The sequence below is a fragment of the Paraburkholderia sp. RL17-383-BIF-A genome, assembly GCF_046028015.1.
In the GTDB taxonomy this organism is placed as follows: Bacteria; Pseudomonadota; Gammaproteobacteria; order Burkholderiales; family Burkholderiaceae; genus Paraburkholderia.
The window spans coordinates 1-17,562 of the sequence record NZ_JARESR010000012.1; the positions used below are offsets into that span (position 1 = coordinate 1).

16 protein-coding genes and 1 pseudogene are annotated in these 17,562 nt (G+C 64.3%); 4 read left to right on the forward strand and 13 right to left on the reverse strand.

Going from position 1 to position 17,562, the window contains the following annotated elements:
* Window positions 1–308: 308 nt before the first annotated feature.
* The 8 genes from P0D71_RS15930 to phnS form a co-directional block, all read right to left on the reverse strand.
* On the reverse strand, window positions 309–869 hold the full coding sequence (locus tag P0D71_RS15930; RefSeq protein WP_408480928.1) for a phosphonate degradation HD-domain oxygenase: 561 nt from the start codon (window positions 867–869) through the stop codon (window positions 309–311).
* A 4-nt stretch (window positions 870–873) separates the two neighbouring features.
* Window positions 874–2,325 (reverse strand): phosphonoacetaldehyde dehydrogenase, encoded by a 1,452-nt coding sequence (phnY, locus tag P0D71_RS15935; protein ID WP_408480930.1) that lies wholly within the window; start codon window positions 2,323–2,325, stop codon window positions 874–876.
* Window positions 2,322–3,608 (reverse strand): phosphonoacetate hydrolase, encoded by a 1,287-nt coding sequence (gene phnA / locus P0D71_RS15940; protein ID WP_408480932.1) that lies wholly within the window; start codon window positions 3,606–3,608, stop codon window positions 2,322–2,324. The genes phnY and phnA overlap by 4 nt, the downstream gene beginning before the upstream one ends.
* Before the next feature lie 56 nt (window positions 3,609–3,664).
* Window positions 3,665–4,399 carry a phosphonate utilization associated transcriptional regulator gene (locus P0D71_RS15945; protein ID WP_091808760.1) on the reverse strand — a complete coding sequence of 245 codons (735 nt, stop codon included), beginning with the start codon at window positions 4,397–4,399 and terminating at the stop codon, window positions 3,665–3,667.
* A 76-nt stretch (window positions 4,400–4,475) separates the two neighbouring features.
* A complete protein-coding gene (phnV, locus tag P0D71_RS15950) occupies window positions 4,476–5,339 on the reverse strand; it encodes a 2-aminoethylphosphonate ABC transport system, membrane component PhnV (RefSeq protein ID WP_091802269.1) in 864 nt (287 codons plus the stop codon).
* Window positions 5,329–6,282, reverse strand: coding sequence for a 2-aminoethylphosphonate ABC transporter permease subunit (locus P0D71_RS15955; RefSeq protein WP_408300704.1), 954 nt, complete (start codon window positions 6,280–6,282; stop codon window positions 5,329–5,331). The genes phnV and P0D71_RS15955 overlap by 11 nt, the downstream gene beginning before the upstream one ends.
* On the reverse strand, window positions 6,260–7,360 hold the full coding sequence (gene phnT / locus P0D71_RS15960; RefSeq protein ID WP_408480934.1) for a 2-aminoethylphosphonate ABC transport system ATP-binding subunit PhnT: 1,101 nt from the start codon (window positions 7,358–7,360) through the stop codon (window positions 6,260–6,262). Before phnT ends, P0D71_RS15955 begins: the two co-directional genes overlap by 23 nt.
* Window positions 7,361–7,488: 128 nt before the next feature.
* Window positions 7,489–8,577, reverse strand: a complete 1,089-nt coding sequence (phnS, locus tag P0D71_RS15965; RefSeq protein ID WP_408181860.1) for a 2-aminoethylphosphonate ABC transporter substrate-binding protein — start codon at window positions 8,575–8,577, stop codon at window positions 7,489–7,491.
* A gap of 285 nt (window positions 8,578–8,862) precedes the next feature.
* On the opposite strand from phnS, the pseudogene P0D71_RS15970 reads away from it, so the two are divergent.
* A pseudogene (locus P0D71_RS15970) lies at window positions 8,863–9,211 on the forward strand (2-aminoethylphosphonate--pyruvate transaminase); the annotation flags it as partial.
* A 150-nt stretch (window positions 9,212–9,361) separates the two neighbouring features.
* Here the strand turns inward: P0D71_RS15970 and P0D71_RS15975 are convergent.
* The gene (locus P0D71_RS15975; protein ID WP_091802278.1) at window positions 9,362–10,117 is read right to left on the reverse strand and encodes a DeoR/GlpR family DNA-binding transcription regulator; all 756 of its coding nucleotides are present in this window, start codon (window positions 10,115–10,117) and stop codon (window positions 9,362–9,364) included.
* 186 nt (window positions 10,118–10,303) lie between these two features.
* On the opposite strand from P0D71_RS15975, the gene P0D71_RS15980 reads away from it, so the two are divergent.
* Both P0D71_RS15980 and P0D71_RS15985 read left to right on the forward strand, forming a co-directional pair.
* Entirely contained in the window at window positions 10,304–11,863 is a 1,560-nt protein-coding gene (locus P0D71_RS15980) for an ABC1 kinase family protein (protein WP_408480936.1), read from the forward strand.
* A gap of 274 nt (window positions 11,864–12,137) precedes the next feature.
* Window positions 12,138–13,013, forward strand: a complete 876-nt coding sequence (locus tag P0D71_RS15985) for a DMT family transporter (protein ID WP_408181865.1) — start codon at window positions 12,138–12,140, stop codon at window positions 13,011–13,013.
* 201 nt (window positions 13,014–13,214) lie between these two features.
* Here the strand turns inward: P0D71_RS15985 and P0D71_RS15990 are convergent, their stop codons facing one another.
* Entirely contained in the window at window positions 13,215–14,285 is a 1,071-nt protein-coding gene (locus P0D71_RS15990) for a L,D-transpeptidase (protein WP_408480938.1), read from the reverse strand.
* Between the two features lie 348 nt (window positions 14,286–14,633).
* On the opposite strand from P0D71_RS15990, the gene nadE reads away from it, so the two are divergent.
* On the forward strand, window positions 14,634–15,494 hold the full coding sequence (gene nadE / locus P0D71_RS15995; protein ID WP_408181869.1) for an NAD(+) synthase: 861 nt from the start codon (window positions 14,634–14,636) through the stop codon (window positions 15,492–15,494).
* Between the two features lie 118 nt (window positions 15,495–15,612).
* Here the strand turns inward: nadE and P0D71_RS16000 are convergent, their stop codons facing one another.
* The 3 genes from P0D71_RS16000 to P0D71_RS16010 all read right to left on the reverse strand — a co-directional run bounded on the left by P0D71_RS16000 (window position 15,613) and on the right by P0D71_RS16010 (window position 17,403).
* A complete protein-coding gene (locus tag P0D71_RS16000) occupies window positions 15,613–15,879 on the reverse strand; it encodes a hypothetical protein (RefSeq protein ID WP_091802295.1) in 267 nt (88 codons plus the stop codon).
* A 428-nt stretch (window positions 15,880–16,307) separates the two neighbouring features.
* A complete protein-coding gene (locus tag P0D71_RS16005; protein ID WP_091802299.1) occupies window positions 16,308–16,658 on the reverse strand; it encodes a hypothetical protein in 351 nt (116 codons plus the stop codon).
* 91 nt (window positions 16,659–16,749) lie between these two features.
* A complete protein-coding gene (locus P0D71_RS16010) occupies window positions 16,750–17,403 on the reverse strand; it encodes a hypothetical protein (RefSeq protein WP_408181872.1) in 654 nt (217 codons plus the stop codon).
* Window positions 17,404–17,562: the final 159 nt, after the last annotated feature.

The following is a 17,562-nucleotide window of genomic DNA, read 5'->3' on the forward strand; positions in this document are numbered from 1 at the left end:
CTTCGCTACGTCGTCAACAGGTTTTTCCAACTTTCTCAACCCGCCCACGCCGCTGAAAGCCTTGCCACTGCTGGCTCTCCCGCCTCCCGCGCTCCGTTCTCCGAAGCACGAAAGAGCGAGATTCTAGCGAGCCGCCCAGCGCCTTGCAAGCCTTATTTTGATACGCATGGATTGCGCCAGAAACGATGCGGAAACGACGAACGAATCAGAAGACGAGGAAGCGCGCGTAGGGCCAAAGCCGCCTCAATCACCCCCCCCCCTCAAACAGACCTTGAACAGTTCAAGCAGCTCAAACACCGTCAAGAGGTTCAAACAGCCGCGTATTTAAGCATCGCTCGCTCGACAACGCCCAGATAGTGCGCGAGATCCGGCGTCGCGCGGTTCTCTTCCTTGGCGAGATCGTCCCATCTGCGCAGGCGCAACGCGTCTTCCGCGTGAGGCTTCTGCAGAAACGCCTCCGCCTCCTCCTTGCTGAAGATGCCGCCCTGCAATTCCAGGCTTCGCACGGAATCGGCGGAAAGCTGGCCGAAATAGGTATTGTCGATGGCGCACAGGCAGCGCTTGGCGTCGACGTGCAGCCGAATCGGCTCCAACACCGCCTCCGACAACACCGGCCGCAGGAACGGCAGCGCGAAATACTGATGCAGATCGTCGATGCCCCGCTCCGTCGGCGTCTCGCCCTGCAGATTGAGCAGGTGGCCGAGGTCGTGTAGAAACGCCGCGGCGACCAGTTCCTCGTCAGCGCCAGCCTCTTCCGCCAAAAAACCGCTCTGCAAGGCATGTTCGAGTTGCGTCACCGGCTCGCCGCTATAAGCCAGATTGCCGTACTGTTCAAACAGGGAACGGATGTCCTTCACACTCAATGCCACGCTATCACTCCCACGGTAATGAAAAGGTCTTCAGATTGGTGAAGCTCTTCATGGCTTCCTGAACACCTTCCTTATAGCCAAGCCCGGAGTCCTTGATGCCGCCGAACGGAGTCAGCTCGATCCGGTAGCCGGGCACTTCCCATACGTTGACCGTCCCCACGCGCAATTCGTTGATGAACCGCGTGATCGCATCCTGCCGGTTTGTGCACACGCCTGACGACAACCCGAACGGCGTGCCATTGCTGATGCGGATGGCGTCGTCGAGCGTGTCGAAGGTGATGATCGGCGACACCGGCCCGAAGGTTTCCTCGCGCACGAGTGTCATGGAAGGATCGACGCGGTCCAGCACCGTCGGCGCGTACAGCGCGCCGTTGCGCTGGTTGCCGCTCAGCAGACGCGCCCCGCTCGCCACCGCCTCGTTCACGCGTGCCTCGAAGAGCTGCGCCGCGGCGACGTCGATCACGGTGCCCATCTGGTTCGACGCATCGAACGGATCGCCGAAAGACCAGGCCCGCGTCTTCTCGACGACCAGATCGGTGAAGTCCGCAGCCACGCTCTTTTGAACCAGCATCCGCTTGACCGCAGTGCAGCGCTGCCCGGAGTTCTTGTACGAGCCCTGCACGGCAAGCGTCGCCGCGCGGTCGAGATCGGCGTCTTCGAGCACGATCAGCGGATCGTTGCCGCCCAACTCCAGCACTACGCGCCGGTATGCCGCCTTGCCCGCGATGTATTTGCCGATCGCCACACCGCCCGTGAACGTGACGAGCTCCGCCAACGGATGCGTGATCAATTCATCGGCGATTTCGCGCGGGTCGCCGGTCAGCACCTGCAGCATCGGCGCGGGCAAACCAGCTTCGTATAGAACGTCGGCGAGATAGAGCGCCGACAGCGGCACCTTTTCCGACGGTTTCAGCACCACCCGATTATTGGTCGCGATGGCCGGCGCGATCTTGTGCGCAACCTGGTTCATCGGATGGTTGAACGGGGTAATCGCGACGATCACGCCCGCCAGCGGCTCGCGCTGTGAGAACACGCGCCGCTTCTTGCCATGCGGCGTCAGATCGCAGGAAAAGCTCTGCCCATCGTCACGCAACGCTTCGATCGAGGCGAACTTGAACACATCGGCCACGCGGCCGATCTCGTAACGCGAGTCCTGCTTCGACAAACCGGATTCGAGCGAAATCAGATCCGATGCCTCTTCGGTGCGCTCACGCATGAGCGCCGCCGCGCGTTCGAGAATCTGCGAGCGTTCGTAACGCGTGAGCTGAGCCTGATAGGCTGCCGCATATTCGAACGCAGCGCGCACGTCGTCGACGCTCGCCAACGGGACCGTACCGACGCGTGTTCCCGTATAAGGATCGAACACGTCGAGCGTGCGCGAGCGCGTCACGCGTTCGCCTTTGAGCCGCAGCGCTTCCGCCCGAAAAGCCGGATGGTCCCGCAGCGTGGCGTTCATGATGCCGACACGCGATTCAGGGCGATGTCGAAGATATCGAAGTTACGCAGTCGCTTGCCGTCATTGCCGGCACTGCTGGACGGCAACCCTTCGACACGCCGGTTGAACAGCAGCGGCACTTCCTGCTCGGAGATACCGCCGTGCGAGCGCAACGGCACGGTCAGGCCCGACAGGTCGTGCTCATCGCGCCGCGTGCCGAGCACGACATGCTTCGTGCTGACCACGACGATATCGCCGACGCGGTCATTCGGCAGTTCGAAGCGCTCGCACGCGGCGCGGTTGTCGAGCACGGTTTCGATCCCTTGCATGCCGCCGATCCGTTCGATCACCTGCGCGACGCTGACATCGCGCGGAAGATAAATCGTTGCGAACGAGCCGAGCGCGCCGTGATGCACCACGTACGGATCCGTGATCGGCAAAATGACACGCGCGCGGCCGGCGCCGAGCCACTCGTCCAGCACGTCTTGCAGATAGATCACATTCGGCTCGCCGGTCTGCGGATCGTGCTTCGCGTTCATGCCATGGTCGGCGGTCAGGCCGATCACCCAGCCGAGCGCGTCGAGCTTTGCAAGGTAGCCGTCCATCATCGCGTAGAACGCGTTCGCGCCCTCGGTGCCGGGCGCGAACTTGTGCTGGATGTAATCAGTCGTCGACAGATACATCAGATCGAGCTTGCGCGTTTGCGCGAGCCGCACGCCGGCGGCGAACACGAACTCGGACAACCCCGCGCTGTACACGTCGGGCACCGGCAAGCCGACCAGATCAAGGACTTCGTCGATGCCGTTTTCTTCCAGCGTGACCTTGTCGGCTTTTTCCGCCGAGAAGCAGATGCCCTTCAACTGCCAGCCGAGCAGCCGGCGCAGTTTGTCTTTCGCGGTGACCACGGCCACCGCGGCGCCGGCTCCGGCGGCAGCGGCCAGCAACGTGCCGGCGCGCAAATACGCGGGATCGTTCATCATCACTTCCGCGCCTTCGCCGCCGTTCTCGTCCGGATCCCAGAAGTAATTGCCGCAGATGCCGTGCACCGAAGGCGGCACGCCGCACACGATCGAGAGATTGTTCGGGTTGGTGAACGACGGGATCACGCAGTCGCCCTTGAACGCGCCGCCGCCTTTGAGCATCTTGCCGATGAACGGCGCGACGCCCGCCGCGACCGCGGCTTCGAGATAGTCGAACTCGCAACCGTCGACGCACACCACGACCGTCGGTTGCGAAGGTAGCCGGTAGCGGCGGCCGTTGACTTCGATCGTGCGTTCGTTCGTGCCTGTGCTCGTATTTGCCATCGTTGCCTTCCATGCGTGCAGGGCACGCGTGTTGTAGTCAGTCCGTTGCCCGTCTTTTATTCGTTCGATGCCGGCGGCATCCGCACCACGCCCAGCGTTCCTTCCGGTTCGCATGCCGCATGGGCGCGCTGCAAGCCGCCGTTCACGTGCGCATGCATCAACGCCGCGGCCTGCTCGGGCTCGCGCGACGCCAGCGCCGTCAAGATCGCGCGATGCTCGGCCAGCGAGCGCTCCATCGCATCGGCATGCACGACCAGCGCGGCACGCCGAAACAGACTCAACTCGCACACCAGCCTTCGGTACGTCTCATACAGCTTCAGATTGCCCGATGCCGCTACCAGCGCATCGTGAAACGCCACATTCGCGCGCGCGTACGCATCGTGATCCTGGGCGTCGAGCGCCGCGCGCATGGCGTCGAGCCAATCGCGCAACACCGCGAGCTTGCGCGCATCGATACTCACCGCCAGCATCCGGCACGCCGCCTCTTCCAGCACCGCGCGCACCGCGTAAATCTCGTCGGCTTCCGCCAGCGACACCGTCCGCACGAACACGCCGCGGTTCTTCTCGGTACGCACGAGGCCGGCCTGCTCCAGCGCGCGAAACGCCTCGCGCACCGGACCGCGCGACACCTGCAGCCGCGTCGCCCAGTCGGCTTCGTTGAGCTTGTCGCCGGGCGCGAGCGCCCCTTCGATGATGTGCCGTTCGATTTCGTCGCGAACCAGCGTGGTCAGCGAATGCCTGCGCACAACCTCGATCGGATCGACAGAAGCAGTTTGCATATATTCGGTCATTTCGACAATTTTTGCCACATCGATAAGTGCAGGCCCGCCGTCGAGGCGCGCCTGCTGACGCATCAGAAGTTGCCCGTCAGTCCGCCCGACGGCGCGGAACGCGCGCCGCGATCAACAACAGCGCGGCCAGCGAGACCAGCAGAAGAATCAGCGACAGCGCGGAGGCCGGCAGGTAATAGCCGCGCTCCACCTGCCCGACGACCACGATCGGCACCGTCGCGAAGCCCGGCGGATACACGGTGAGGGTGGCGCCGAGTTCGCCGAGCGAGAGTGCGAAACCCAGCGCGAGACTCGCGCGGATCGCCGGCACCAGTTGCGGCAGCACGACCCGGCGCAACACCATCGAAGGCGGCGCACCCAGGCTTGCCGCCGCTTCGCGCAGAATCGTCAGCTCCGGACGCAACGCGGCGGCGGCGCAGCGGTAGCAGAACGGCAGCACCAGTGCGAGCTGCACGAACACGACGATCGCCGCGGAGCTCGACAGATCGAACGGACGCTTGTGATACGCGATCAGCACCGCGAGCCCGAGCACCACGCTCGGCACGCCGTTGGGCATCATCGCAATGGTGTCGACGAAGGCGCCGAGGCCACGCCGGTCACGCCCTTCGAGCGCGAGCGCGAGCCACAGGCCGAGAATCGTGCCGAGCACCGCGACGCCCATGCCGATTTCGAGGCTGGTGGTGAGCGCGTCGAAATCGCTCGAACCGAGACGCTCGAACCAGCGCATGCTGAAGCCGTCGGGCAGGATCGTGCCGGACCAGTGCGCGGCCACGCTCGAGAGCGCGACGACCAGCACGGGCAACACGAACAGCCAGAAGCACAGCAACGCGGCAAAACCGAGAAACAGGCCGCCGAGCATGCGCACCACCAGGCTGCGGCGCACCGGCCGGGCTTTCTTGTGCATGACCGGCAAAACGGTCGGGTCGAGTTCAACGGCCATGGCCCGCTCCTTTCACCTTGCGACGGTTGACCTGGCGGTACAACGCGTACAGCGACAAAGACATGATCAGCATCACGACCGCGCCGGCCGCGGCGGTCGGCAGATCGAGATCGACCGTGGCGGAGCTGTAGATCGCCACCGGCAGCGTGATCAGATGCGCGCTGCCGAGCACGAGCAGAATGCCGAACTCGTTGAGCGTGAGCAGAAAGCACAGGATCGTGCCCGCGGCGATGCCCGGCCATGCGAGCGGCAATATCACCTTGAATGCGACCATCCAGCCGTTCGCGCCGAGGCTGCGGGCGGCTTCGATCAGGCGCATGTCGAGCGTGGCGAACGAAGCCAGCGTGGGACGCACCACGAACGGCGCGTAGAACACGACTTCCGCGAGAATCACGCCGCCTACGCCGAACAGGAAATCGAGCGGCGGCGCCTGCAGATGAAAGAGTCGCTGCAAGCCGATGCTGACGGAACCTTGCGAGCCGTACAGAAAGATCAACGTGAACGCGACCAGAAACGACGGGAACGCGACGAACAGTTCGAGAAAGCGCGTGATCATCCGCGCGCCGGGGAACGGCTTGAAGAACAGGATCGACGCCAGCGCGACGCCGAGCAGCGACGCGAGGCCGGCACTGGCGAACAGGATCCACAACGTCGTGCCGATCACGCCGCTCGTTTCCGGATTGCCGAAGAACGCCGAATAGGCGTGCAGGCTCAAACCGTGCGGGCCGGTCAGACTGAGCAGCACCAGACGCACGAGCGGATAGATCACCAACGGCCCGAGCACGACCACGGCGATGAAAAGCAAATGCCATTGCGCGACGCGTTCGCGGCGCTTCACCGCGGCGCTATGCGAGGCGGCGCTGGCGCTGCGGCGCGCGGCGGCAGCATCGGCGGCGGCCGTGCCGAGCGGGTTGGGCGTATCAGGGGTTGATAAGGACGACATCGTCAGCCTCGTAACACAGGGAAACACGCGCGCCCTTCTCCGGCATCATGCCGTGGCCGCGCTGCATGGTAACGAGCACCGGCTCGTTGGGCATGGCGTCCAGTGCAACGGATATCGACAACACCGCGCCGTACCATTCAACCGAGGCGATCGTGCCGTGCAAGTGCCCCTCGCCGAGCGGCACGATACGCAACGCCTCGGGACGCAGACAGGCCACGCGCTCGCGCTCGTTATAGCGCGCGTCGCTCATGCTGAACGCGATCTGCGGCGGCAGCAGATTGGCCGCGCCCAGATAACGCGCGACAAACCCGTCGGCCGGCGTGTCGTACAACTGCTGCGGCGTGCCGAGTTGCGCGATGCGACCTTCACGCATCAGCAGCGTGCGGTCGGACAGCACCAGCGCGTCGTCCTGATCGTGCGTCACGCAGACGATCGTCAGATTCGGCAGGCGCTCATGCAGCGCCTTGAGTTCGGAACGCACCGACGCGCGCAGATTGGCGTCGAGTGCGGAAAGCGGTTCGTCGAGCAACAATACATCGGGTTCGATCACCAGCGCGCGCGCGAGCGCCACGCGCTGCTGCATGCCGCCCGACAGTTGCGCGGGCATCACGTGACCGGCGTCGCCGAGTTGTACCAGCTTCAACGCATCGGCGACACGCCGGGCCACGTCTTTGGCCGGCGTGCGACGCGCACGCAAGCCGAAGGCGACGTTCTCGAATACCGACAAATGGGGAAACAGCGCATAGCTCTGAAACAGCAGGCCGAGATTGCGCTTGTGCGGCGGCACGTGCGTGAGGTCGTGACCGGCCACGGTCAGCGTGCCGGACAGGCCGTCTGCTTCGATAAACCCGGCGATGAAACGCAACAAGGTAGTCTTGCCGCAACCGCTGCGGCCGAGCACGGTGAGCAATTCGCCGCGCTGGATGGTCAGCGACAGATCGTCGAGCACCGTGCGCGAACCGAAGCGCACCGTCAGATGGTCGATCTGCACGCCGCCCGGCGTATTCGAACGCGCGGCATCGAGCGCGTCCGGTGAGGCGCCGAGCGCGCCTGGGTGAGCAAGACTGGCCGTATTCACCGGGTTCATCCTCCAACTGGATTAATGCTGATGCAGCGCCTCGGGAGCGAGTCCCGAAAGCGCCGCCTGACTCTGTGACGCCACCCGGCTACGTCCCGAGTGAGGTCGATTGCGTGACGAACGACGGCTTACTTCGGCTTGACCACTTCGATCTGCTTGCCCGACGAACCGATCACTTCATTCTTCCAGCGCGCGGTCCAGTCGGCCTTCTTGGCCATCACCTGAGTCCAGTCCACCGGAATCAGCTTCACGCCGGCGATCGCCTGCTTGACGATTTCGCCGTTCTTGCCTGCCAGCGGCACGTCGGTACGGCCCGGAATACCGAAGATGTCCGGCACCTTCGACTGCACTTCCGTCGACATCAGGTAGTCGATCAGCTTCTTGCCTCCGGCCTGGTTCGGACCGTTCTTGATCAGGCCGATTGCGTACGGCAGCTGGAACGTGGTCGGCTGGCCGCCTTCGTGCGCGAGGAAAATCGGCTTGAGCGACAGGCCGCCGTTGGCCGCGTCGTCGAGATCCATTTGCAGGTCGCCGTTGGCAACCGCGATTTCGTTACGCGAGAGCAGCACGTCGAGGTAGCCCGTGCCCTTGGTGTGGAACTTGGCGCTGTTTTCGAGCTTCTTCAGATAGTCGAACGCCTTGTCTTCGCCCATCAGCGACGACGTCAGGATGATCACCGCCATACCGTCGCCCGCCGTGGCCGGGTTCGAGTAGGCAACCTTGCCGCTGAAGTCCGGGTGCAGCAGGTCGGCGAAGGTCTTCGGCGCCGTCTTGGTGACTTCCGGGTTGATCGCGAACGAGAAGTAGTTGTTCACGAAGGTCGCCCACGCGCCGTTCGACGCCTTGGCGATCGCCGGCACGTTCTTGTAGTTGGCGCTCTGGTAAGCCTGCAGCAGGCCGCTCTGGTCGGCTTGCTGGATGAACGGCGGCAGCGTGACGAGCACGTCCGCCTTCGGCTGATCTTTTTCGATGGTGGCGCGGTTCACCACTTCGCCGCTGCCCGCCGTGACGATGTTGACCTTCACGCCTTCCTTCTTTTCGAAGGCCGGCAGCACGTCCTTGTAGAGGTTCTCGAGGCCGTCGGCGGTGTAGAGCACCACGGCGTCGGCCGCGTGCGCCTGCATGGCCGTGGCGCCGAAGGCTGCCGCGGCGACCAGCGCCGGCAACAGTTTGCGTGCGAGACCGGCCGTAGCGTGAAGGGAATTCGTCTTTGTCATGTCGCTTTCTCCGAAAGGCAAAAAACCAGACGGTCGGGATATCCCGATACCTGTTGTGATTGAACGGCGGTAGCGCCGCGCCGCTTGCGTGTTGCCCGCATCAAGCCGTGTGCGGATCATGCGGATTGCAGATTGCCAACAACTTTGCTGCTTCTTGTACCCTCTTTTCCTGCCCGACTTACAGCCCACCTACGACGCTCGCGCTGCCAGCCATGCCTGAACGGGCACGGCAAGGATCACAGGTTTCCATGACAACGCCATGACGATTCTGCTCAATTCCAAAAAATGACACAATTCGCCAATAATATCCAAATGAATCTTTTCGTCATCTGGTCTCGGGCGGTGCCTCTTCCCAGACGATGGCGGAGGCTTGCGCGCTCTTCTGGAAACGCCCCGATCGTGTTGACGGCGAGGCCCGCTCACTTCCACGCGGACGCGCGAAGCACTCCCGCGCGGCTGGGATTCGTGGGACGCCGCGTTCAACCGCTTGACCGACAGCGCATGCGCCGACCCGGTGAAGATCGTACATGGCGAAAATGACTATGCATGCGCACCGCTTCAACGCAGCGGGACGATCACAGTCGAAGCGGCGCCCGGCACGCTCGTGCCGCGCCACGGCTCCCTGCTGGTTCCGGGCAAACTGACTCAGGTGGAATCGTTTCGCTTGGGTGGCATCGGCGCGATCGATGTGAGTGAACTGCTCGACGCGGCGGCCGCGATCGGCCGCACGTCCGAACGGCCCTGCACCCCCGTGGAACAGACAGGCTCGCCGTGGCACGCACGCTCAGGCGATCAGGATTTCCGGGCCATGCGCCGTGATCGCCTTGCCGAGAGCGCGCTCCGGAGCCAGTTCGGTCACGAGGTAACGCGCCGACTCGATACCGTTGATGCGCACCGGCGTCACGCGGCCGAACTTCGAATGATCGGCGACGATCACCACCATGTCCGCAGCGGCGATCATGCGGCTGCGTACCTCCGCGGCCATGCGGCTGTAGTCGGTCAGATAGCCGTCCGGCGAAATCCCGCCCGCGCCGATGAAGGCAAAGTCCGCGTGGTACTGCGTGAGTTGATGAACCGTATCGAGCCCGAAGGTGGCGTCTTCGATATCCGACAGTTCGCCGCCCAGCAGCGTGACGCGGTTGTCGTTACGCCGGCCGAGCAGCAGCGCGATGCGCCAGTCGTTCGTGTACACCGACAGCCGATGCCGGTCGAGCAGCGCCCGCGCCACCGCTTGCGTGGTGCTGCCCGAATCGATGATCAGCGACGCGCCGTCCGGCACGAACTCCGCCGCGCGCTCGCCGATGGCGCGCTTCGCGCCGGCGTTCGCCGCTTCGCGTGTGTCGAGGTCGGGCTCGCGCCGGTCGCTCGACAGCGCGCCGCCGTGAGTCGTGACCAGCAGGCCGCGCCCGGCCAGCGCGTTCAGGTCACGGCGAATGGTTTCGCGCGACACGTTCAATTCGCGTACCAGTTCCGCGACGGAAAGCGCGCCCGTTTTGGCGACTTGCGCCAGGATGTATTGGTGACGTTGTTCTGCGAGCATCGATAAAAGGCCGGAAGCCGGCACGCTTGGGTTTCGCCACGGTTTGAGAAGGCCGGCGTATTGTATTACGCGACGCGCGGCGATGCTCCCCTCGGCGCGCTTACCTGCTAACCTGAACGCTCAGGCCGCGCGCGATCGTCCTTCGATAGCTTTGAACGCACGCGTGCCCCGTCAACCGAACTGCCGATGCCGCCACTGTTTCGCCGTCTACTGTTGCTGTTCCACGCGCTGCGTTACGGCGCTCGCCTGATCTGGCTTGCCGCTCCGCAAAATCACAAGCTGCACTGGATGATCGGGCTGGTCGGCCGCTTGCACGCGGCAGGACGCGGCGGCCAGAGCCTGAACGGCGTGCTGCCCGCACTCGGGCCGCTGGCGGAGCGGTTCGCGCAAACCCTGGTCGAACGGCCCGAACTCGCGACCGGCACCCTGCACGACGCGCTCGACGCGATCGATCACATGGAAGCTCCGCTGCCGCCGCGCGAGGCGGAACAGGCACTCGCGCGCGCCTTCGGCAAGCCGCTCGCCACGCTTTTCAGTGCCGTGGATCTGGTGCCGGTACGCGGCGGCTTCGCCGAACAGACGCATTTTGCACGGCTGCTCGCGCCGGTGAACGGTCACTACGAAGTGGCGATCAAGCTCGTGCGCGCCGACCAGTTGCAGCAGATCGGCGACGAACTCGCGCTGCTGCGCTGGGTCGCGCGCTGGCTGGAGAAGCTCTCCGGCACCGCGCGCCGCCTGCAACTGCGCGCGCAGGCGCAGACCTTCACGGACGACATCCTGCGCCGTTTCGATCTGCGCGCGGAAGCCGCCAATCTGAGCCAGACCGGCCATCATTTCGACGGCGACGCGCGCATCGTCGTGCCGGGCGTGATCTGGGATCTCTGCACCCACTACACGCTGACGATGCAACGCGTCAGCACCTTGCCGGCCAACGATCTGCCCGGTCTGCACGCGCATCACATCAAACTCGCGCCGCTCGCCGCGCATATCGTCGAAGTGGTGACCGAGCAAGCGTTCGAACATGGCTTCTTTCACGCCACACTCGACGCGCGCCGCGTGCGGGTCAGCATCGAACCGGACACGCTCGGGCGTCTCGTGCTGGCGGAATTTTCGATCATGTCGAGCCTCTCGACCGGCGAGCGCGAGTTCTTCGTGCATGGCGCAACCGCGCTGTTCGACCAGGACTACGCGCGCCTCGCCGAAATGCATCGCGATGCCGGGCACGTGCCGCACGACACGCGCGCCGAGGTGCTCGAAGCCGAGTTGCGCACGCGCGCGGAAGCGCATTTCGCGGCCGAACCGGAAGACCGCTCGGCGGGTTCGCTGTTTCATCATCTGCTGCAAGCGGTGCATCCGTTCGACGGCGCGGTGCCCGGGCGGCTCGCGAGCGCGCAACGCTCGTTTCATCAAGCGGAAATGCTGGCACGTGCGCTGCATCCAGGCGTCGACACGTGGAATATCACGCGCGGCGTGCTGGCGGATATCGCGCGGCGCGACATCGACCATCGCGGCTGGATCAAGCGGATCACGCGCGAGTTGCCGCACCTCGCGCATATGCTGCCGCGCGTGCCGCAACTGGCGGTTCGGTATCTGCAGCATGAGCATGATCGTGCGCGCAAGCCGCAGCAGAATGCGCAGCTCATGGCGGAGATCGGCCGGGAATACCGGCGCACGCGCGCGCTGCTGTGGGCGTGCGCCGTGTGCGGTGGCGTGCTCGGTGCGGGGACTGTGCTGCTGATGTGGTGATGGCGTTGGTGGGGGTTCATGCGGCGGGGTGGCAACCCGCGGTGCGGTGCGGTGCCTTGCGCGTTGCGGTGCCTTGCCGCGTTGCGTTGCCTTACGCGTTGCCTTGCCTTGCGCGTTGCCTTGCCTTACGCGTTCCTTTGCCTTACGCGTTCCTTTGCCTTACGCATTGCTTTGCGTTACGCGTTGCGTTGCACTGCCTCGCCGATTGCAGCTTCGAACAAGACACGCATCGCCTATCCCGACAAGATGGCGGCTTTTTACACCCCCCTTTCCGATGCTCGCTTCTTTAATCGCCGCCGTCTTCGTCGTGTTGTGGTCGACCGGTTTCGTGGTCGCCCGCGCGATCACGCCCTATGCCGATCCCAATCTTTTCCTGCTCGCGCGCTTCGGCGGCACGGCGCTGATCTTCGCGCTGGCCGCGCTGGCGGCACGCGCCGCGTGGCCTGGCAGGCGCGACTTCGGCAAACATCTGGTGGCGGGCGCGCTGCTGCAAGGCGTGTATCTCGGCGCCGGCTACTGGGCCGTCGCCCAAGGCTTGAGCGCGGGTGTGATGGCTTTGCTCGGCGCGCTTCAACCGCTTGCAACGGCTGCCGTCGCCGCGCCGCTCTTCGGCGAGCGGTTGTCGCGGCGTGGCTGGAGCGGCATGGCGCTCGGCCTCGCCGGCGTCGTGCTGGTGCTCGAACCGAAGCTGGCGGCGGCCAGCCCGGCGACACCGCACGGCAGCGCGCCCGCCTGGCTGGTCGTAGCGATCTCGATCGCCGCGATCGGCGCGATTACCGCGGGCACGCTGTTTCAGAAGACTTCGCTTGCCAAGGCCGATATTCGCAGCGCGAGCGCGGTGCAGAACCTGGGCGCGGCGCTCGTCGCGGGCGTGCTCGTGCTGGCGCTCGGTGAGCATCGCTGGATTGCGTCGCCTACGCTGTGGGCGTCGCTGGCGTGGGGCATCGTGATGCTCTCGGGCATCAGCGTCACGTTGCTCGTGTGGATGGTCAGACGTGGAGACGCGGCCCGCGCCACCGCGCTGATGTTTCTCGCTCCACCGCTCGCCGCGCTCGAAGGGTATGCGGGCTTCGGCGAGACCTTGCTGCCGCTGCAGGTCGCCGGTTTCGCCGTGGCGCTGGTGGGCGTGGTGCTGGCGCGCTCGCGCTGAGCGGGCTGACGTGATCGCGCCAAACGGGCTGGCGCACTCTCGCCGAACGAGCTGACGTGATCACGCCAAACGGGCTAACGTACTCTCGCTGAACGATCCGACGCGATCACGCCAAACGGGGCTGGCGTACTCTCGCTGAACAAGGTGACGCGCCCGCACCAAACGGACTGGCACGCCCACATTCAGCGCCGCGACCGCGCATCAATCCGCCGTGTCCGCCCCGGCCGGCACATTGGCGCGCGCCTTGCCGCCAGGCGCGGGCGCCCATGCCGGGCGGCTCTTGCGTTCCGAATCCAGCACGACGATGTATCGCCCTGCCCACGGCGTCACCTGACGATCGCTCTTCAACACCCACAGCGATCTACCCGACTCGACGAGCGCCGCATACTCGGCGTCGAGAATGCCGTAGTGATCAAGAAACGTATTGAGCGACGCGGGAATCCTCACGCAACCCTTCGAATGACGAATGCCGAGCAGCGGTTCGAGTCGGTCAGGGTCGGTGGCATGCATCTGGAAGCGCATCTGCGACATCCCGCCTTTGCCCCAGCCACGCTCGCCCTCTGCCCAGCCGAGGTCGAAGATCCGCATGTCACGTTTGCCATAACCACGAATATGGTTTTCGTTCTGCGTGCCTTCCGAGCGGAAATCCATGTTGGCGGGCGTATGTTCGAACACGCCGAGCGGCGTGACGAAGTGGTCATACTCGCCCGGCCGCCCGGTCGAGACCGGCGACGCGCCGATCATCTGCCAGACATCCGCCGGCGCGGCGCGAAAATAGATGAAGAGTGCCTGGACATTGGCGTTTCGATCGACCAGCACGACATACTCGCCCGATAAATCGCCCAGCATGTGCGCGTCGAGCACTGCTTGCATGCGATCCGCATAGGCTTGCTGATCCGCCGCCGGCACCACCAGCTTACGTGTGACGCTCTGCGCGAACACGTCCCGCAGGATGAATGCGCGGCGCGGATCGACCACGCCGGCCGCATCGGGCGCGGCGACAGCGGACGCGCTGACGCTCGCCTGCGGACGATTCGCCACGTGCGCCGCCGACGCCGCGGCGGGTGCCGAGGCGGCGATCGCCGCGCCGCAGGACAACCCGCAAAGGGCGGCGCCCAGCGCTTGCATCAGACGGTGAAAAGAAGGCAATCTGCGCGCGATGTTCCGCACGGTGAGTCGATACGAATGACGCGACACGTCGCGCGGACAATCTACCGACGCGAAGGTCAGGCGGTCCACTACAGGCTGGCCAGGCCGATTGGAGTAGTTCATCGCTTATTGGAGCAAACCTGATTATTATTGACTGCCCGCCGGCTTATGCGGCGCTCTCAGACCGAGGATGTTACTAAGCACATGGCAATCTGTCGATAAAGTTTCGACGATTCGAATATATCGCTGTAATACCCGGACACATTTGCTGTTCCACGCGACAAATTGAAAGCGACGCGAAGGTGATTTAAAGCTGATTGACGGCGAATAAACTCTGTAAAACGGATGCGGCGCAGCGTATCAACCAAAAACTGCCGTCGTACCGGCGCGCGGCTGTGCCTCTTACGGCCGTTGCGCGCGCAACGTTAATCGTTCGACACATGCGCGAGCGCGCAAGGAGCAAAAGGAATCATGACGCAACACGATCCAGTCGCACGCCAGGCGAACATTTCTCAAGAAATGCACATTAGCGACGGGTTCGACGCCGAATCAGAAATCGAGCGGCGGGTCGCTTTTCTCGCGGATTATCTGCGCAGCAGCGGCCTGAAAACATACGTGCTTGGAATCAGTGGCGGCGTGGACTCGACAACTGCCGGCCGGCTTGCGCAACTCGCGGTCGAACGATTGCGCGCCGAGCAATACGACGCGCACTTCGTCGCAATACGTCTGCCTTACGGTGAACAAAAAGACGAAGCCGACGCCCAACAGGCATTGCGCTTCATTCGAGCGGACGAAAATCTCGCCATCGACATCAAGCCCGCTGCCGACGCGATGCTCGCCGCGCTAGACAAGAGCGGCGTGCTATTCAAGGACGAATCGCAACAGGACTTCGTGCATGGCAACATCAAGGCGCGGCAACGCATGATTGCGCAATACGCGGTGGCCGGCGCGCGGGCCGGTGTGGTGATCGGCACGGATCACGCGGCCGAGTCGGTCATGGGCTTCTTCACCAAGTTCGGCGACGGTGGCGCCGACGTGCTGCCGCTCGCGGGGCTCAACAAGCGTCGTGTGCGCGCGTTGGCGAAGGCGTTAGGCGCACCGGAAGAATTGGCGCACAAGGTGCCGACCGCCGACCTCGAGATGTTGCGCCCGCAACGACCCGATGAAGATGCCTATGGCATCCCATACGATGCGATCGACGATTTTCTGGAAGGCAAACCGGTGAACGACACGGCGCGCGCGACCATCCTGCGCTATTACGACGCCACGCGTCATAAGCGGGCGTTGCCGTACACGCCGTTCGACTGGGCGGTACAGGCAAGCGAAGATTGAAAAAGTGATGGGTGTGCAGCTGACGCGCTCAATGCAGCGGCGTTGGCGTGTCGGCTATGCGTCAGCCGAAGCGCGGTCGTCTCGCTCGCCAGATTCAGGCTCGCTCGATCGAGTCAGCTCACTCAGCTTTCGGCGGTTCGTCGGTGAACAGATCGGCGCTGGCCTCCAACGCCAGACCACCTAGCTGCTTGCCCTGAATCTGCCGCGCGATGACCTCGCCCACATAGGGCACTTCGGCGTCAAGCTCGACCGTGGCGTAGGCGCCCGGCTTGCCGGCGTCGACCACTTCGATGTTTTTTGCGTAATGCCCGAGTTCGTGCTTCAGGAATTCCCGCACTTCCTGCTCGCTACACGACTGGGCGATGTTGCGAACGATCAGGTTCATGCAGCCTACCCTCGGCGCGCGTTGCGCCCTGTGCCCTCAACGCGCACGGGGCGCAATGCGGCACGCTGTTTCGCCTGCGCGGCAGCAAGTTGGCGGATCAATGCGGCGCCCGCAGCGCCCAAGGCAGCCAATGACAAATAGAAGGCAAGCATTTAATTCTCCCCTGCGAATTTCGTCCTGTGTTCAGGATAGCCATAAATCACAGCAAAAGCGATGTGACACAGCGTAGTAAAACGGAACTCAAATCTCCGTTAATGCACTGTACCTGAATAAGCGGCGTCAAAAATAGCAAAACAGCGCTTCATTTTCCGGTACAGACCCGGCAAACGCGTCGAACGCAGTGCGTGGGCGCGAAAACCGGGCCGCGGCCACGTATCGCCACGGCATCCTGCGGGGGACGTGCGCAAAAGGCGGGCTGATCGTCGCGATCAGTCCGCCGCTTGCACGTTGGCCGCGCTGACCCACCACGTATTCTTGCCCTGCGGCAACTGCACCAGCACCGCGGACGGATCGTCGACACCGTCGTCGGCAACTTCGCATACCGCGAGACCGTCGGGCAGGCGCTTCACCTCGCCCGCGGACTGGAACAGCGCAACACGTTGCGCGCTCAACGGCCGCAACTGGCGGTACACGTCGAAGCTGATCGCCGCCGGCACATCGCCGCGAATCTGCAGCGCCCCGGCTTGACCGCAACGAACAGGCTCAGCGGCGAACACCGCGCTGCTACCGAACAGGCAGCCAAACGAAAGCGCCATGACGGCAACACGTGAATGGATCATGATGATTCTCCGAAAACAAGATGGGGGCGGGCTTGCGAACCGCAAGCCGGGCGAATGAACGAAACTGGCGACGCAGGCGAATCGGCCGCCTTCATGGCGGGTTGTCGTGCCCGGCGCCGCGGCCAATATCGCCGCCCGTGGCGACGTCGAGCCGGCTCACGTCGCAAGACGTCTGGCCGAAGCCCGAATAAACGACCGACCAGTTGCCGACAATCGCGGCCTGCGCTTCGGCGAGACTCATTTTGCCTTCGCAGACGCAGCGCTTGAGCATGACCGCGGCGCGCGCCTTGCGGCGCTCGCCCTGGTGGCCCGCCCACGGTAACAGATCGAGATTGGCGGGAGCGTCCGGCGAGCCGCCGAGCACGATCGGCACACGCCGGTCGAGCGCGAAGGCAGCGCCATTGTCCGCGTCGATGCCGCGCGCGGCGAGCATGCGGTCTTTGTGCGCCATCAGTTCGTCGAACGGCGGCGCGACCGTGTCAGCATAGCCAGGGCGGCAAATCGTCTCGCCCACCGACTGCTGCGTGACACGTTCGTCGAGCATACTGATGCCCTGTGCGCGGGCTTCGCCCATGCACACAGCGAGTAGCGCCGCCGAGCCGAGTGCGAGCACGATGCGCGCGCCGCGCGAAGGACGCGCAACGCGGCATCGGCGTGCGAGCGCCGGCGCGGCCGTTTCATACGTACTACCGGTCGGGTCGCTGAGGTGTTGAGTGCGACGCCTGTCTGCAATGCCTGCGTTCATTCGTCGGCGCGCCGGGAACGGCACGCAATAGTTCAATTCGCAGACTAATTAAAACACATTCAAAACGCTTATGTAAGAAAGCCTACGTGTGCGCGCTGCGTGCATAGATCGCAATCTGCGGGTTTCATAGACGGCAGCAACCGGCGGCGGCGCCCCTCG

Excerpts from the sequence above, each read along its gene's own strand:
- phnY (WP_408480930.1), bottom strand. The coding sequence starts at position 2,325 with ATGAACGCCACGCTGCGGGACCATCCGGCTTTTCGGGCGGAAGCGCTG.
- phnA (WP_408480932.1), bottom strand. The coding sequence starts at position 3,608 with ATGGCAAATACGAGCACAGGCACGAACGAACGCACGATCGAAGTCAAC.
- P0D71_RS15945 (WP_091808760.1), bottom strand. The coding sequence starts at position 4,399 with ATGACCGAATATATGCAAACTGCTTCTGTCGATCCGATCGAGGTTGTG.
- phnV (WP_091802269.1), bottom strand. The coding sequence starts at position 5,339 with ATGGCCGTTGAACTCGACCCGACCGTTTTGCCGGTCATGCACAAGAAA.
- P0D71_RS15955 (WP_408300704.1), bottom strand. The coding sequence starts at position 6,282 with ATGTCGTCCTTATCAACCCCTGATACGCCCAACCCGCTCGGCACGGCC.
- phnS (WP_408181860.1), bottom strand. The coding sequence starts at position 8,577 with ATGACAAAGACGAATTCCCTTCACGCTACGGCCGGTCTCGCACGCAAA.
- P0D71_RS15975 (WP_091802278.1), bottom strand. The coding sequence starts at position 10,117 with ATGCTCGCAGAACAACGTCACCAATACATCCTGGCGCAAGTCGCCAAA.
- P0D71_RS15980 (WP_408480936.1), top strand. The coding sequence starts at position 10,304 with ATGCCGCCACTGTTTCGCCGTCTACTGTTGCTGTTCCACGCGCTGCGT.
- P0D71_RS15985 (WP_408181865.1), top strand. The coding sequence starts at position 12,138 with ATGCTCGCTTCTTTAATCGCCGCCGTCTTCGTCGTGTTGTGGTCGACC.
- P0D71_RS15990 (WP_408480938.1), bottom strand. The coding sequence starts at position 14,285 with ATGAACTACTCCAATCGGCCTGGCCAGCCTGTAGTGGACCGCCTGACC.
- nadE (WP_408181869.1), top strand. The coding sequence starts at position 14,634 with ATGACGCAACACGATCCAGTCGCACGCCAGGCGAACATTTCTCAAGAA.
- P0D71_RS16000 (WP_091802295.1), bottom strand. The coding sequence starts at position 15,879 with ATGAACCTGATCGTTCGCAACATCGCCCAGTCGTGTAGCGAGCAGGAA.
- P0D71_RS16005 (WP_091802299.1), bottom strand. The coding sequence starts at position 16,658 with ATGATCCATTCACGTGTTGCCGTCATGGCGCTTTCGTTTGGCTGCCTG.
- P0D71_RS16010 (WP_408181872.1), bottom strand. The coding sequence starts at position 17,403 with ATGAACGCAGGCATTGCAGACAGGCGTCGCACTCAACACCTCAGCGAC.